Annotated in this window: 16 protein-coding genes; 6 read left to right on the top strand and 10 right to left on the bottom strand. The window is 50.4% G+C overall.

Going from position 1 to position 15,866, the window contains the following annotated elements; translation table 11 throughout:
• Positions 1 to 302: 302 nt before the first annotated feature.
• A complete protein-coding gene (locus NST23_RS24500; protein WP_173596617.1) occupies positions 303 to 860 on the top strand; it encodes a DUF5317 domain-containing protein in 558 nt (185 codons plus the stop codon).
• A complete protein-coding gene (locus NST23_RS24495; protein WP_122966532.1) occupies positions 838 to 2,175 on the top strand; it encodes an HD-GYP domain-containing protein in 1,338 nt (445 codons plus the stop codon). Before NST23_RS24500 ends, NST23_RS24495 begins: the two co-directional genes overlap by 23 nt.
• 247 nt (positions 2,176 to 2,422) lie before the next feature.
• Here the strand turns inward: NST23_RS24495 and NST23_RS24490 are convergent, their stop codons facing one another.
• The 7 genes from NST23_RS24490 to NST23_RS24460 form a co-directional block, all read right to left on the bottom strand.
• Positions 2,423 to 3,457, bottom strand: a complete 1,035-nt coding sequence (locus NST23_RS24490; protein WP_173596618.1) for an acyltransferase family protein — start codon at positions 3,455 to 3,457, stop codon at positions 2,423 to 2,425.
• A 193-nt stretch (positions 3,458 to 3,650) separates the two neighbouring features.
• Positions 3,651 to 3,959, bottom strand: coding sequence for a hypothetical protein (locus tag NST23_RS24485; RefSeq protein WP_122966534.1), 309 nt, complete (start codon positions 3,957 to 3,959; stop codon positions 3,651 to 3,653).
• 90 nt (positions 3,960 to 4,049) lie between these two features.
• The gene (locus NST23_RS24480; protein ID WP_063226749.1) at positions 4,050 to 4,253 is read right to left on the bottom strand and encodes a cold-shock protein; all 204 of its coding nucleotides are present in this window, start codon (positions 4,251 to 4,253) and stop codon (positions 4,050 to 4,052) included.
• 245 nt (positions 4,254 to 4,498) lie between these two features.
• Positions 4,499 to 7,390, bottom strand: coding sequence for an ATP-binding protein (locus tag NST23_RS24475; protein ID WP_340964774.1), 2,892 nt, complete (start codon positions 7,388 to 7,390; stop codon positions 4,499 to 4,501).
• Entirely contained in the window at positions 7,387 to 7,749 is a 363-nt protein-coding gene (locus NST23_RS24470; protein WP_122966536.1) for a response regulator transcription factor, read from the bottom strand. Before NST23_RS24470 ends, NST23_RS24475 begins: the two co-directional genes overlap by 4 nt.
• A gap of 21 nt (positions 7,750 to 7,770) precedes the next feature.
• A complete protein-coding gene (locus NST23_RS24465) occupies positions 7,771 to 9,393 on the bottom strand; it encodes a response regulator (protein ID WP_122966537.1) in 1,623 nt (540 codons plus the stop codon).
• A 184-nt stretch (positions 9,394 to 9,577) separates the two neighbouring features.
• Positions 9,578 to 10,054, bottom strand: a complete 477-nt coding sequence (locus NST23_RS24460; RefSeq protein ID WP_122966538.1) for a hypothetical protein — start codon at positions 10,052 to 10,054, stop codon at positions 9,578 to 9,580.
• A gap of 95 nt (positions 10,055 to 10,149) precedes the next feature.
• Between NST23_RS24460 and NST23_RS24455 the strand changes: the two genes are divergently transcribed.
• Complete coding sequence (locus NST23_RS24455; RefSeq protein ID WP_063226754.1) at positions 10,150 to 10,353, top strand: YwbE family protein; 204 nt, start codon at positions 10,150 to 10,152, stop codon at positions 10,351 to 10,353.
• 89 nt (positions 10,354 to 10,442) lie between these two features.
• On the opposite strand, the gene NST23_RS24450 is transcribed toward NST23_RS24455, so the two are convergent.
• Positions 10,443 to 11,000 (bottom strand): cysteine hydrolase family protein, encoded by a 558-nt coding sequence (locus tag NST23_RS24450; RefSeq protein WP_122966539.1) that lies wholly within the window; start codon positions 10,998 to 11,000, stop codon positions 10,443 to 10,445.
• A gap of 300 nt (positions 11,001 to 11,300) precedes the next feature.
• Positions 11,301 to 11,849, bottom strand: coding sequence for a GbsR/MarR family transcriptional regulator (locus tag NST23_RS24445; RefSeq protein WP_063226756.1), 549 nt, complete (start codon positions 11,847 to 11,849; stop codon positions 11,301 to 11,303).
• A gap of 258 nt (positions 11,850 to 12,107) precedes the next feature.
• Between NST23_RS24445 and proV the strand changes: the two genes are divergently transcribed.
• From proV to NST23_RS24430, 3 genes are read left to right on the top strand one after another with little or no spacing between them, the layout of a single operon-like run.
• Positions 12,108 to 13,331 (top strand): glycine betaine/L-proline ABC transporter ATP-binding protein ProV, encoded by a 1,224-nt coding sequence (proV, locus tag NST23_RS24440; protein WP_217022167.1) that lies wholly within the window; start codon positions 12,108 to 12,110, stop codon positions 13,329 to 13,331.
• Entirely contained in the window at positions 13,331 to 14,170 is an 840-nt protein-coding gene (locus NST23_RS24435) for an ABC transporter permease (protein ID WP_122966541.1), read from the top strand. Before proV ends, NST23_RS24435 begins: the two co-directional genes overlap by 1 nt.
• 11 nt (positions 14,171 to 14,181) lie before the next feature.
• Positions 14,182 to 15,108 (top strand): glycine betaine ABC transporter substrate-binding protein, encoded by a 927-nt coding sequence (locus NST23_RS24430; protein WP_242774237.1) that lies wholly within the window; start codon positions 14,182 to 14,184, stop codon positions 15,106 to 15,108.
• A gap of 83 nt (positions 15,109 to 15,191) precedes the next feature.
• Here NST23_RS24430 and NST23_RS24425 read toward each other — a convergent pair whose 3' ends face one another.
• Positions 15,192 to 15,761 carry a DUF1254 domain-containing protein gene (locus NST23_RS24425; protein WP_340964772.1) on the bottom strand — a complete coding sequence of 190 codons (570 nt, stop codon included), beginning with the start codon at positions 15,759 to 15,761 and terminating at the stop codon, positions 15,192 to 15,194.
• Positions 15,762 to 15,866 lie beyond the last annotated feature (105 nt).

The following is a 15,866-nucleotide window of genomic DNA, read 5'->3' as shown; positions in this document are numbered from 1 at the left end:
GATAGAGTGCTGAAAATAGGTTAAGATAACTAATGTCGATAGTTGGCTAATACTGTAAAATTGATCGTAGCAGCTACGTAGCACTCTATTATGGATATGTATACCAATTCAATTGTAATGCATGTTTATACCATACAAAAGGGGGATGTCTTTATGAAAAAAATAGTTTACGCATTTCTCCTCGTTGCGGCAATCGTAGGAGCAACATCTGCAAACTGGCATATTACATAACAGCGTGAATGAAGTAAGAAAACACCGCTTCTTAGTGGTGTTTTTTTACTGTATCGGAGGATGGTTCTATCATGTTGCTAGATATTATATTCATCTCTTTTGTTGTGGCATTGATACGGGGAGGCAGAATAAAAGAATTACCAAAATTTAATAAATTTTCTGTTTTTGGAATCGCTGTGCTTTTGCAGATTCTATCCGCGCTCATGCCAACGTGGGGAAGAATTTTTGTCTCAGTTGCGTATTTGTGTCTACTCATCTTCTTCTATTCCAACAGAGAGCATGAAGATATCAGATTTTTCATGATTGGCTGGTTCTTTAATGCGATCGCAATCTGGTCGAACTTTGGGAAAATGCCCATTGACCTCGAACTTGCAAAGAAGCTGAAATACTCGGTCGATCCGATTGTAAACGGGACCGATTTCAAGCACTCGGTTTTGGATAATTCAACCAATTTGCCATTTTTGACAGACATAATGTTTATGCCGTTCCCAATTGCAAGAGTCATCAGTATTGGCGATATTTTCATTATGATAGGCGCGTTCTTGCTTGTACAACGCGTAATGGGAAAACCAATATCTCTAATCAGACTCCGCGAGGGTAAAATCCATGAAACCAACCAAGAACTTTAGTCATTTTGCTCTAGGATTACTTGTTCAATGCTTATTTCCGGTAGCCGGGCTGCTGGTGATCATTTCAATCATTACCTCTTGGGGTGTGAATGAACATTGGGGAGTCATGGCGACTTACACCATTTTGACCTTGGTCAGCTCGTTTACTCCCATTCGCACGCTAAATTCGCCTTTAACCTTGAACAATGCCGTGATATTCTCGGGAATTGTCCTGTATGGCACCTGGATCGGCGTCTGGTCAGCGCTTTTGGAGATTATCATCATTTCGTTTATATTCAAATCGAAAGTATCGAGAGCTCTCGCAAATAGTGGCCAAGTCTTGATTACGGTTTGGCTGGTCGGAACTTTGGATCAGTTTTTCCGCACCTATTATCCTGACTATTGGTTTCTGACGGATATCGGGCTGATCCTGGTCTACTGGCTGAGCAACACTCTTTTGGCCGCGGCCGGCATTTCCTATTTTAGAGAGGTGTCTTTTCAAGTCATTATAAAAAGCATGTTGCAAGGCGGCAGCATGACTTATCTCCTGCTCATGGCAGTGGGGGAGATAGGGGCGCGATTTGTAGGAGCTTACGAGGGGTATTCCTTGACGATATTGCTAGGGACGGTTTTGCTGCTTCGCTCGGTTTTCCATCAGTATTTTGCGAGTATAAGCGATCAGCAGAAAAAGATGGAAGAGATCAAAAACCTGAATGATTCGTTCTTGATCGCCCTGGCGGCATCGATCGATGCGCGCGATCCATACACGCTCGGACACTCGTTTCGCGTCGCGCACTGGGGGAGAGAAACAGCAAAATTCATGGGACTTCCGCCAAAGCAGTCGACGGAAGTTTACTATGGCGGGATCATTCACGACATTGGCAAAATCGGTATAGAAGACAACATCTTAAACAAGGAAGGCGCTCTGTCCAAAGAGGAGTTTGAACGCATCAAGGAGCACCCGGTCATCGGGTACGAGATTTTGAAAAGGACGTCGGTTTTCCCCGAGCTGCTCCCTGCCATTCGCTGGCATCATGAGCGGGTTGACGGGACAGGATATCCCGATAAGCTCAAAGGAAACGAAATCCCGCTCATAGCCCGCATACTGGCTGTCTGTGACGCTTTTGACGCCATGGTTTCTGATCGTCCTTACCGGAAAGGCATGTCCGTGGAAGAAGCCTTGAGGCGGATTCAGGAAGGAGCCGGCACCCAGTTTGATGCTGAAATCGCAGCGAATTTTGTGACCATGATCAAGAGCTTGAATGAGGAAGAGTTGCAAAAAATCATTCGGGCAAATAACCGGAACCAGGAAATCGATGTCTCCTTAACCACGTAAGCGATCAGGAGAGTCAAGTTTACATAAGATTCAAAGCAAGGCGATACGTATCATACAAAAAAAGCTATCAACTTTGATGGCTTTTTTTATTTTCCTCCACACGATGCAAATGGATGGCCCCAGCGTAGTATCCTCCTTTTTCCTGACAAAAAAAGTCCCACCCGGTCGACAGTGACTGAATCCATGACAGCATGAACCCTTTGTTTACTGTCTACCGAATGGGACAAAAAGCAAGCAAGACACACGCTTACTGTAGCCGCTCCCTTCGCGCTTTCCCGGCGAATCGGCCCAACTGCTCCAGTCCTTTGACCAGCCAGACCAACAGGAGGGAGAGCAGGAAGCTGCACCCGAAGATCAAGCCCAGGTACAAAAGCGAGTACCAGGTGTTTTGGAACACCCAGGCGACTTCGCCGTACTGCTCAAACAGAAAATCTTTGAACAGGATCAAAAAAGCGGAGTGAAACAGGAAAATAAAGTACGTCAAACCTTTGCGAAACTTGAGACGCAGATGATCGACCAATTCCAGGAAAAAGACCATCAGCACGAGAAAAGACAGCAAGGTAGCAAAGACAAAAGTCAGATGCACCGCCACGTACAGCTTGCTGGAAACGACAAAAAACATGGCGGCAGCGGTCGCGATCCCTGTAAGCAGCATCAGGATCGAGCGGTTGTTTCGCAAAAAGGACAAAATCGTCTCCCGGTACCAGTACAACAGATGGCCCATGTACAGCGTGAAAATCCAGCTGGGCAGCATGTGCCGCGTCGACAGCTCCAGCCAGCCTTTGTGCAAATAGTTGATGTAGACGTATTGCACGGCGAGCAGAAGCCAGATGACATACAAAATGTTGCGTTTGGTAATCCAGTTGCGGAAAAAGTAAGCAAACACGTAATACTGGCAAATCATGAACACAAAATAAAGATGATCGCCGGTTTTCCCCATCAGGATGTTTGTGAAATCAAGGGTCGTATGCGGCATCTCTTTTTTCAGCAAATAGTGGTACAGAATACCGGAAACCAGGTAAGGCAAGAAAATGTACAGGAGCTTGCCCGTAAAAAAGTCGCGGGGCGTCGGGCTTTTCGCCTCAAACGAGTAAGCGGTCAAATAGCCGGTGGCGATCGTCAAAAGCACAGTGCCGTAGCGACTGATCTGATTGAGAGCGACCACCCAGAACGGATCGTTGAAATACAGCACAGAAGCAGTAAAATGGCCGACCACGACCAGAAAGCTTGAGAACAACTGGACGTAAAACAGCGATTTCAAAATTTTCGAATCGGTATACATAGGCATTCTCCATTTACTTGTTCGTCGTCTGGCGAGTCGTCTGCGTCCAACCCTGCGGACAGCCAACACAATAAATTGCGAATGCGTCTATCTTAGATAATGAAATTTTGAAAGAGATTTGATCTTTGTGATCTGTGCAAGCCAATGTTTGGGAAGACAGGAAAAAAGCCACACCTGTGCGTGGCTTTCGGCCTTATTTTTGCGGCTTGTTCCGCTCCTCAATCGCTTGGCTGACCACGAAGGCCAGATCATCGTTGCCAAAGAGCGACAGGACACCGAGGATGGTGGCGTCAGGGATTTCTTCTGCTTCCTCTTTCGGCACCGTGTTTTCCAACATTTGCGCGAGCAGTGGATTTTCGCCTTGAGCGGGATAAGCGGCCCGATACAGCTCACGTGCATCAAGCCCATGGTTGACACACCATTGGGCAAAGACGAGAATCATCATTCCTTCGTCGCGCTGGTAAGCCTGGATGACTTGATCTTCCATCTCTTTTCGGTTCATAGATATGCTCCTCTAACAATCAGTCGTACACGTTATGTGCTTAATTGTAGAGAAGAGGGCGGGTGCCCGCAAGGAAAAAGAGGGGAGAGATTAGGAGTTTCGCTTGCTGTGATTGGTCAAAACCGGAAGCACCCGGGTATCTTTAATCATTTCGGAATGGCAAAAAGGGCAGCTCGGGCTCTTGTCAAAGGAAAAGTTATCTCTCATCCAGCACGTACACCCATCATTGCTGCACGTCCATACATCTGTTTCCTCTTCTTCGACCGGAACAATTGCTTTTTTCGAGAAATACACATGAACTCCTCCTTTGCAGGGCATCGTGCTTACAGTAACACCTCTATTAATGTGTGATGGAAAGTCCATGAATATACCAAGATTTTCTGCCCGACTGCATAAAAGAAAGGACATAACTGCCCAAAACGGTCGTGACCGTTTTGTTGACCGCAAGCGGTCACATCCCATTTCATGAAAAACGTCGAAACGTTTTTCACAGAAAAAAGGCAACGGAACGCATCCGCTGCCTTTTTTCTATGAAAGGATTACAGTTGATCCGGGATCAAAATTTGCCCGGTCGTTTCATGGCTGGTCACAGCGAGCAAGATCGCTTTCGACAATGTGTCGGGGTGGTAAGGTTTGATCAAGTAGCCCTTGGCCCCCAGGTCAAACGCTTTTTTCTTCTCTTCAAAAGCGCTGGAGATGACGATCGGGATCGTTTGCAGCTCGGGATTTTCCCGCATCGCTTCAATGACCTGCCAACCGCTTTCTCCATCTTGCAAAATCAGATCGAGGACAACGGCGTCCGGACGCAGCTCCGAAATGGCGGCGAGCGCCTCTTGGGCCGTAGAACAAGGATAGACCGTGAAGCCTGAGCTGAGCAGTTCCTCACGCAAAAGCTCGGCCAGATTCATGTCGTCCTCGATAATCACGACTTTTCCGTTGGACTGGCCGGAAGGAGCGAGCGCCGCGGCTGCGTTGTTCGCCAACAGCTCGGCACGGACCGCCGGCTCCGGCAAAGGAAGGGCGACCGTAAACGTACTGCCTTTTCCAGCCTCGGAAGCAACGGTGACCTCGCCGTGGTGGATGCGCACGATCTCCTGAACGATGGCAAGCCCGAGGCCCGTACCGCCAATCTCCCGGCGATCGGAATTGTCTACGCGATAAAAACGGGTAAACAGATGAGGGAGAGCTTCCGCAGGGATGCCCAGCCCTTCATCGTGAATCTCGATCAACAGCTTTTGGTTTGCTTCACGAATAACGACGCGGATGCTTCCGCCGTCCGGTGAATACTTGACCGCATTGCTGATCAGGTTGACCAGCACCTGGCGAAGCTTGTCGCGATCTCCGCAGATGGTCGTTTGCTCCGTTTGCAGCTCAAGCTCAAACGAATGCGGCGTAGATTGGGCACGGTACATCCCAAACACTTCGCGGGCGAGGGAGTCGATCTCGACTTTTTCAAACTCATAGCTTTGGCGGCCGGATTCCATGCGCTGCAAGTCAAGAAAATCGTTGATCAAGGTCGTCAGTCTCGTCGCTTCCTGATAAATAGCCGTCATGTAGCGCTGCTGTCTTTCCGGTTTCAAGTCTTTGTGCAGCAAAAGCTCGGCAAAACCGAGCACGCTGGCGAGCGGAGTGCGCAACTCGTGGCTTACCGTGCTGACAAATTCCGATTTCATCTGGTCAATCTCGTATTCCTTCGTGATGTCCCGATAGACCAAGAGAGTGCCCCATTTGTGGGACGAGCGGTACAGATGCTCGGCATACAGCTGAATATAGCGCTTGGTAGGGGAGGTCAGTTCGAAAACAATGCTGTCCTCCTGCGGATCTCCCTCGTTCAGTGTGACCGCTTTTATATACTGGGCGAGACGGTTTGGTTCCGCCGTACAGCTTTGCAAATGGGCGAGAAACGGATCGATGTTGAAATCCGCTGTTGAGTGCGAGTTATCAAAGCCGATAAGGTCGCGGAAGGTGCGGTTGACCTGTAGCGTTCCGCCGTCGAGATCGAGCAACTGAATCCCTTCCTGCACCGAATCGAGCATGTCTTGCGTGACTTGACGTTGCCGTTTTGTCTCCTCGAACATGGCGAGCTTGTCCAATGACAACGAGACTTGTTTGGCCAAGCCGATTGCCACCTGTTGCTCATGCTCGGAAAACTTGCGGTCAATCCGGGCAAGAATGATGCAGGCCACGACTTCTTCGTTCGAGTCCAAAACAGGCAGATACAGCTCGTACGTGCGGGAAGGGGTCATGAGGAAACCGCGCTCTCCCATGGTGCTTTCGCGATTGATGACATACGGTTGGTGCGTTTCCTTGATGCGCACGAGCGGACCGTCTTCAATCCCTTGCAAAAGCTGCTCGATTCCTTGCGGAGACACACCGAAACTGGCAACAGCCCGATCGGCATCGAGCACGAGAATGACGCCTTTGTCTGCCTCCATGCTGTCCACAGCGTTGGATACAATGCTCGACAGAAGCGTTTGCTTGTCCAATGTATTCGTGAGCGCGAGAATAAACTGGTTCTTTTTCTCCAGATGGCGCTCGTTCTCCGCCATTTTTTCCAGCGCTTCCGTCAGTTCCTCTTGCTGCATCACGAGTTCATCCTGTTGGGCTTGCAGCTCTTCGTTTTGCGCCATCAGCGCCTCTTCTTTGTTCTGGATTTGCCGCATCATGTAGTCGAGAGAGCGGGAGAGCTTGCCGATCTCATCGTCACGCTCCAAGCCGTTCAACTGCGGCGTCTCCCCAAGCGAAAAGCGGTTGGCATCGGCAGTCAGCCGCATCAACGGTCGGCCGATATCGCGCGTCGTTTTGATCGTTACCCAGATCAATACCAAAAGAGCCATCAGCACGTAAATGATGAACCACAAGCTTTGGGCAGACAGTTCCTGGAACAACTGCTGGTTTTGCATCGAAATGAGCTGCTCATTCGTTTGCTGATAGCGGGTGGCATAGCTGATCAAATTGTTGACCTCCATGTTTACCCCGCTGGACGAAAATTTGCGCAAACCTTCGTAATCACCCGACTGTGCATACCCTGACGAGGTAGGGAAGACGCGGGTGAAAAAATTGTCTACAAATGATTCGATGGATGTGGCAATTTTAAGTTCTTCGCTGCTGAGCGGAAGCTGCTTGAAAGCATGAAGCGACTGTTCCAGCTTTTTCTTTTCGAGGAACAATTCATTGTATTCATACGGGCTTAAAAAGGCATAATAGCCGCGGGCACGAAAGAAAATCTGGTTCGTATGCTCCGAGATTTGCGTAATCAGCTCCTGCTTCTGTCTGGACGTTTGCGCGGCTGATTGAAAGTTTGTAAAGGCTTGATCGTTCAGCATCTGCACGACCATCGCCCCGGCGACCATCAGCGAGAAAAAGAGAATCATCATGATGGCGAAGCGGCGGGTAATGCTTTCCCTTACGTATTTTCGAAATGAAGTCATGCGAGCATGTCCTCCACTTTGCGGACCAGCTCCAGCGGGCTGAACGGCTTGGGCATGAAGTCGTCCGCCCCGGCAGAGCGCATTTTTTCCTGTTCGGCATGCTGGCTTTTTGCGGACAGGATGAGCACTTTCACAGACTGTTTCTCAGGCATTTGTTTCATCTGCGTCAAGACGTCAAAACCTGTCAGCTTGGGCATCATGTAATCGAGAATGACCAAATCGTACTGATTCTGGCCAATTTTTTGCAAGGCTTCCTCACCGTCGCAGACGATATCGAGCTGATGGCCTTCATCTTCAAGCGTATCCCCGATCAGCATGCGCAGCACTGCTTCGTCTTCGGCTAATAAGATCGTTGCCATTTTTCTTCCTCCATGTCATTCCTACATCATTCGTTTGATCAAACGTTTGATGCGCGCTTCCAGCTCTTTTATGCTGAAAGGCTTGGTCATATAGTCGTCAGCACCCAGTTGCAGGGCGCGGGCAATATCCTGTTCGCCGCTGCGTCCCGTCAGCATGAGCACCGTGTACTGCTTGCTGTTGGGCAGGGCGCGGATCAGTCTCAGGACATCAAGCCCGTCCATGTGTGGCATGATGCCGTCCAAAATGACAAGGTACGCTTCCGGACCTTGATGCCAGGACGATTCAAAAAAGGCGGCGCCTTCGTGGAACGTTCGGATGTCTGTATGAATCCATCCTTCCAGACTGGCGCGAGCGCAGTCGGCGAGCAAAGTGCGGGTCAAGGAATCGTCGTCGATAATCGCCACTTTCAGTCTCACGGTGCGCGTATCTGGATCGTCGTTGCGCTTGGCCATCTCTACCCGGCAACGCCCGTTGTTTTTCGCAGCGTATAAAGCCGTATCAGCGGCGTCTATCCAGTGCGAGAGAGGCTTTTGTCCATCCTCGATTTGCACGACTCCTGCCGAAAAGCTCAAAGAAAAGCTGCCTTCCGCCGATTCAAAAGAAAGTGCCTGAAAGTCGACCAGCAGCTGTTTGATGCGCAGCTTTGCATCTTGTCCGGACGTTCTTGGCATGAGCAGCAAAAATTCTTCCCCGCCATAACGGAAAAAGATGTCGTACTTCCCGGAGTTTGTCTTGATGAAAGAGGCGAAGCGGCTCAAGACAACATCGCCTACGAGGTGCCCGTGCGTGTCATTGACCTTTTTGAAATGATCGATGTCCATAAAGGCCAGCGAGAACGGGGTTGAATTTCGCAGCGAATCGGACAGCAGCCGTTGATACGTGTCCGTAAGAGAATTGCGGTTGAACGCACCCGTCAATTCGTCGATGAACAAGATTTTATCCATCCAGCGTTTTCTGCCCAACTGCCGTTCCAGCCGAACCGTCAATTCCTCCAGGTCAAGCGGCTTGCACATGACGTCGTCCGCCCCCAGACGAAAAGCGCGCATGCGAGTGTCCCGGTCGCAATCAATGCTGATGATCGTCGTCGGGACGTATTGCTTTTTAATTTTCTCGCTGAGTGTTTGCATGACTTGAAAACCGCCTGTTTCCGGGATGTTCAAGTCGAGTATCAGGCAATCCGGGTTAAGGTCGTGGAAGTAGTCGAGTGCCTTGTGCGGATACACAGTGGCGATGACGGACCAGTTTTGCTTCTCCAAATATTCCTTGAGGTACATCAAAAGCGTCACATCATCATCTAGAATGAGCAAAAGAGGCTGGTTTTCGTAGGTGGATTCTTGCGGCAATGTGGGGTCCTCTAATAAAATCTCTTGCTCGGGCCGATGCTCGTAGCAGAGAGTGATCAGCTCTCGCAAAAAATCGCTCCACTCGTGTGTCGGCCAATCCTTCGCCTCCAGCTTGTCCAGTTGTTCCAGCAAGGATTGGGAAAGCTCGGATAAATCGTGCAAACCAATCGTTCCGGCTGTACCCTTCAGCGAGTGGACAAAACGGTATAATTCTTCATGGGAGACAGGCTCTTCCTGAGCGAGCCAGCCTTCCAGTTGTTTGTGAATTTGAAAAAGAAGGGTGTCCCTGTATTTGATCATTCCGAATTATCCCCCTGTTTTCGGGAAGGCCCTGCGCAGTCTCGAAGACTGCCGGGCCAGATCATAATAGGTATTGTACATCTAGCTAGGTGGAAGTGTACCATATTAAGAGGGGTTCTCCAACGAAAGGATTGCACTGGGAGGCAGGAAAAAAACAGGACGTGACAACTCTGTTACAAGCAGTTTACGAAAGAGAAAAGCCTTCTTCCTTCAAATATTGCGCCGCTTCCACGTAAGACTCAAAAGAAGCTTCCAGGTTCATGCCGTGGTAGACATTCCACAGGGAATCTTCTTGCTGTAAAAGCAGCGTGCGGTTTTGCTTGTCGACCCAGGTTTGTTCGACTTGTTCGCTGGCATCTGCTGCTGGTTGCTGCGGCTCGCGCTTGACGGAGAGCGACTGGATGGAAGCTTCGATTACTTGGCGCAGCTCGTCTGCGGAGAAGTCGCGAATGTTTACGTAGCCTTTGTCGTCTTTTTGGTAGCCCTTCAAAAACGCTGCGAACACAAAGCCGTTGCCGTTCGGATGCAGATGGTAAACGACTGTCTTTTTGTCGTGAAGACTTGCCTCGTAGTGAAAATTAACCCGTTTGAGCGAGACGTTGTGGCGAGACAACTCCGGGAATGATTCGATAATCGCCAGTTTTTGTTCAAAAGTAAGCATGGATTCCTCCGATGTGAATAAGGTTATCCGTCGATTATATCATAGGTGGAACAAAGAACGAAAAGGCTATACAGACAAGAGAGGAAGCGATGACGATGAACGGAAAAAATCGAAAAGATATCGTAGCAGGACTGGAAGTGGATATCGTCCTGAAGCAGGATCAGCGCACAGGGGTGCGGACGCGGGGAATCGTCAAGGACATTTTGACCAATTCCAGCACGCATCCGCACGGGATCAAGGTTCGCTTGACCAATGGCCAGGTCGGACGAGTGCAGGAGATTATTCGAAAAGGCGAGTAAACGTAAAAAACGGGATGCCAGCGAGGGCCATCCCGTTTTTTGATCGCGAGCGACAGGCAGCTTCTTCCGGAAAAGACGAGCCTGATCGATCAGCGATATGTATCGTGAGCAGGTGTAAGCACATCTTCCGTGGAATCGCGCACGAGGATGAACGGCCCGATGTTCCCGAGTCCATGCATCGATACGTTGTGATGGGCGATAATTTGCTCTGCACGCAGCACGGTGTTGTCGGTTGTGGAATGACCGTCACTGACGAGTGTGACGTCATAGCCCAAGGTGGTCGCTCGCTTGCAGGCGCTGTCTACGCAAAATTCCGTTTTGCAGCCCGTCATGACGAGATGCGTAATCCCGAGCGATTGCAGTTGTTCATGCAAATCGGTCTCGTGAAAAGCATCCGTCGCTTGTTTGAGAATCACGGTTTCCGTCGGGAGCGGGGCAAGCTCGGGGTGGATGGCGTAAGCGTCAGCGCCAAGCTCCGCGACATCTGTGTCCTGCACGTACAGGACGGGAATCGCTCTTTTCCAAGCGTCTTCCCTCAGCTTTTTGATCGTCTGAACGAGCGAGGTCTTTTGATAAACAGGGCCGATCGGGCCTTCCACAATCCCTACTTGTACGTCAATAATGAGCAGAGCTGTTTTTTGCGTCATTCACGTTCCTCCTCAAAATGCAGGGGCTACCGGGGCAGTCCCCCCGTTTCTTTCTTGGTTGTTTTCATCGATCTATGAGCATGCCGTTGCATATTTGTTTTCATATTTCATCAGCTCCTTCGCTTATGGCAGCGGGACAGCCAGAGGCGGCTGCATCCGCTGGAACCATTGTAACACATCGCCCGTTTTATCATTCGGATTTTTTTGAACAATCGAACGGAAGGTAAAAACAGCCCCCATCCTGCTGGCTGCCAGTCAAGGATGGGGGCTGTTTGTGTTGCATGTGTCAGAAAGCTGTCTTTACGAGTCGCTTTCTTTTTTCGGCACAAACTGAAAAATTTCATGGGATTCAAAAGAGTCGATCAGGCGCGATAGCCACAAGTAGTAATCCAGTCCGTTTTCAATCCGGCGGATACTAAGCTCCACGCGTTCTCGCAGCTCGTCCGTCAACTCCTCGGATTGCTGGAGGGCGCGCAGCTCCTGAAGCGACTTTTTCAGGCTGTGCACATTTTGCTCGCTGGCATGGCGCCACTTCACGGAAAACAAGTCGATGAAGTTTTGGTACCAGTCCAGATTGACCTCGTAGTGGTCTTTGCGAGTTCCTTTTTTCCATATCTTTTCTACCATATTTAAGTCCATCAAGGTGCGAACGCCGGTGCTCATGCTGGTCTTGCTCATTCCCAGCGCTTCTCCCATTTCATCAAGCGTCATCGACTTGTCCTGAAACAGCAGCGTGCCATACAAGAGCCCCGTCGACATGGTGATGCCGTACAAATCCATGTTGCGGGCAAGTGTTTCAATCACGCGTTCTTGAGCCTTTTCGAGGATTCTTTCCTGATTCGTATCCATTTTGAAAAAAGCAGCTCCTCTAGTCATATTACCTGACTAGAATTGTACGTTCCTTACAGCAAAATGTAAATGGAGATATCAAACAGTATATACGAGATAAACTGCGAATACAGAAAGAAAAGTACGTAAAGTTTTTTCTGAACGCTGAAAATGCCCGATTATCGAGCCTCACCCAGTTTGAGGTAAAAAAGTGGGCTGGTTACAATTGTAAGGGTAAAGAACAGTCCGGATACGGGCGTAAAAGTTGGAGGTGACCATATGCCCAAGATCAAAGTAGAGAATTTGACCAAAATCTTTGGACGACAGCCCCAACGCGCATTGCCCCTCGTGAAACAAGGGAAGGCCAAGACAGACATATTGAAGGAAACGGGTCTTACCCTTGGGGTTAACCAAGCGAGTTTTGAGGTGCACGCCGGCGAAATTTTCGTCATCATGGGGCTTTCGGGTAGCGGGAAATCGACATTGGTTCGACTCTTGAACCGACTGATCGAACCGACGGAAGGCAAAATCCTGATCGACGGTACGGATATCGTCAGGATGAACACAGAACAGTTGCAACAGGTCAGAAGAAAGAAGCTCGGGATGGTATTTCAAAAGTTTGCCCTGTTTCCGCACAGGACCGTCCTGGAAAACGCAGCATATGGCCTGGAGATTCAAGGAATGGCCAAAGCAGAGCGCGAGGCCAAGGCGAAGCAATCGCTGGAACTGGTCGGACTGGGCGGCTGGGAAGCGAGCTATCCTGACCAGCTTAGCGGAGGAATGCAGCAGCGCGTCGGTCTGGCGCGTGCACTTGCCAATGAGCCGGATGTGCTGTTGATGGACGAAGCATTCAGCGCACTTGACCCGCTCATTCGCAAGGACATGCAGGACGAACTGCTGGAGCTGCAAAGCACCATGCAAAAGACGATCATTTTCATTACGCACGATCTCGATGAGGCGCTAAAAATCGGTGACCGGATTGCCTTGATGAAGGACGGAGCGATCGTCCAGATCGGCACACCGGAAGAAATTATGACCAATCCGGCCAACGAGTACGTGGAGCGCTTCGTGGAGGACGTGGATCGTTCCAAGGTGCTCTCCGCAGAGAACGTCATGAAGCGGGCCGAGACGATTACGTTGGATAAAGGGCCGCGCGTTGCCTTGCAGTTGATGAGGGATCGCGGTGTATCCAGCTTGTATGTAGTAGACAAGAAGAAGACGCTCCTCGGCGTTTTGACCGCAGATGCGGTCAGCCAGGCAAAAGAACAGGGCCAATCGTTGGAGTGGGTGCTTCGTACCGAAGTTCCGAAGGTAGGGCCGCAAACGCTCCTGAATGAACTGTTTGACTTGGTCGCTTTTTCGGATATTCCGGTGGCAGTGACAGGCGAGCATGACCGCCTCCTGGGTGTCATCGTAAAAGGTGCCGTTTTGGGCGGATTGGCGGGAAAAGTAAACCAGGAAACGCCACTGCCGGCAAATGAAGAAGGGCAGGTGGATGAATGATGGATCAATTTTTTCCGAAGCTGCCCCTCGATAGTTGGGTAGAAACGATTGTAGATGGACTGGACGAACATTTGGGCTTTTTGTTCGATTTCATTTCGACATGCATTGGCGGGACGGTCGACTTTTTCAATCTGATTTTGACCGGACTGCCGTTCTGGGTGATTATCATCTTGCTTACACTGCTGGCGTATCGGGCTGGCAAGCTGTCTATCGCTCTTTTTACTTTCATTGGACTTCTTTTGATTCAAAACTTGGGTTATTGGGAGCATTCAATGGAAACACTTGCGCTGGTGCTGACAGCCGGGCTCATTTCCGTCATTATCGGGATTCCCGTGGGAATCTGGTGCGCGAAAAGTGATTCCGTGCAAAAGGTCGTAACGCCGCTGCTTGATTTCATGCAGACGATGCCCGCGTTTGTGTATTTGATTCCTGCGATCTTTTTCTTCGGACTGGGGAAAGTGCCGGGCGTAATCGCTTCCGTCATTTTCGCGATGCCGCCGACGATTCGTCTGACCAATCTGGGGATTCGCCAGGTGCCGGCGGACTTGATCGAGGCTACGGAGGCGTTTGGTTCGACTTATTGGCAAAAGCTGACGAAGGTGCAGCTGCCGATCGCCAAAACGACGATCATGGCAGGGATCAACCAGAGCATCATGCTGGCGCTGTCCATGGTCGTCATCGCCTCGATGATTGGGGCGAAAGGACTGGGTGCCGACGTATACCGCGCCGTGACGCAGATCAAGATCGGGGAAGGCTTCGAAGCGGGACTTGCCATCGTCATTATGGCGATTTTGCTGGACCGCATCACGCAAGGAGTAGGAAAGAGAAAAAAAGCGTAGGAGGGGTTTTCATGAAAAAAGCAACGTGGAAAGGTTTGGCTGTCGCACTGGGACTTGGATTGGTCATGGCAGGCTGCTCAAGTGCGGGCAGCTCCGAGGGCAACGGATCAACCAGCAGCAACAACGGTTCGGCTGCATCCAACGGTGTAAGCGCCGCAGTCGATCATAAAATCATCGGGATCGACCCAGGGGCAGGCTTGATGAAAGCGACCGAGAAAGTGCTCAAAGACTACGAGCTAAAAGACTGGGAGCTGGTCGAAGGCTCCAGTGCCGCGATGACGGCGGCTTTGACCCAAGCCTATAAAGACAAGAAGCCGATTATCGTGACGGGCTGGACGCCGCACTGGATGTTTTCCAAGTTTGAAATGAAATACTTGGAGGACCCAAAAGGAGTTTACGGAAAAGATGAGCAAATTCATACGGTCGTGCGCAAAGGCTTGAAGGAAGAACAGCCAAGCGCGTACGCTTTCCTCGATAAATTTTCCTGGACGCCAGCCGACATGGAGAAAGTGATGCTGGACATCGAAGGCGGCAAAAAACCGGAAGAGGCAGCAGCAGAGTGGGTGAAAGCAAACGAAGCTACTGTGAGCAAATGGGTGGAAGGCGTACAGCCAGCCAATGGTCAAAAGCTGACGCTTGCCTATGTCGCCTGGGATTCCGAGATTGCCAGCACGAATGTGGTGAAAACTGTTCTGGAGCAAAAGCTGAACTACAAGGTTGAACTGAGCCAAGTAGAAGCTGGCCCGATGTGGGTAGGCGTATCCAACGGCGACGTGGACGGCATGGTTGCAGCTTGGCTGCCAACAACACATGCTGACTACATGGAGAAGCTCGGAAAAGACGTAGAAGACCTCGGCCCGAATCTGGAAGGAACCAAGCTGGGTCTGGCTGTTCCGACTTACATGGATATTACGTCCATTGAAGATTTGAAAAAGTAAAAGGAAGCTCCTCTATATAGAAGTAAATCATATAATAGAAGAAAGGCATCGCCAACGACCCGGCGGTGCCTTTTTGCTGTGCCTCAACTTCTGTCTACCGCGCCTGGAACGGCTTTGTTTCTTCTACTGCCGGCCACGAGTGCTGTTTGTTCAGCATGGACGGATCGGGAGCGAAGACGCGCAGCACGAGATTGAAGTCGCCTGCGGGAGTAGGCAGCCAGTTGCTTTCCTTGCCTTTCGGTGCCTCCCTCTGGATGTATCGCGGGCACGCTCAGCAAGACAGGCGTTTGGGACAAATCAAGCCAGGCGCTCATGTACAGCGTATCGGAGTTGGGCGTGACGATATCTCGGTAGGCGGGAGTCGCAAGCGAGTCCGCATAATAAAACTGGTTGAACGGGGCGCGCTGCTGCGTCATCTCCGTCATCGTTTTGGCAGAGGCGACGAGCGGATAGCCGTAAATATAAGCTTGCACGCCGAGCGAGTAAGCGAGGTTTTCCTGTGCGCTGAGAAAAGGCCCGAGCTGGCGGGCAAAAGGCGGTTTCGTCACCGGAGTCTTTTGATCGGACTGTGCGCCAGCGGCACCCGGCAAGGTCAGCCATACAAAAAGAAGAGAGAGAATCAGGGCAACGGTTTTTCGGGCGGGAAAAAGCATGCTTCTCCTCCTGTCATCAAGCGAGTAGTCTGGGGAATAGTGCTATTTTTCTGCACCGCGCTGCGTTTTTATACCAAATCGAACAGCCGCCTAAAAGCCGCTCGC

The organism is Brevibacillus sp. FSL K6-0770, assembly GCF_038000275.1.
In the GTDB taxonomy this organism is placed as follows: Bacteria; Bacillota; Bacilli; order Brevibacillales; family Brevibacillaceae; genus Brevibacillus; species Brevibacillus parabrevis.
Note: the sequence above shows the minus strand (reverse complement) of the source record. Positions and strands in the feature narration are given on the sequence as shown.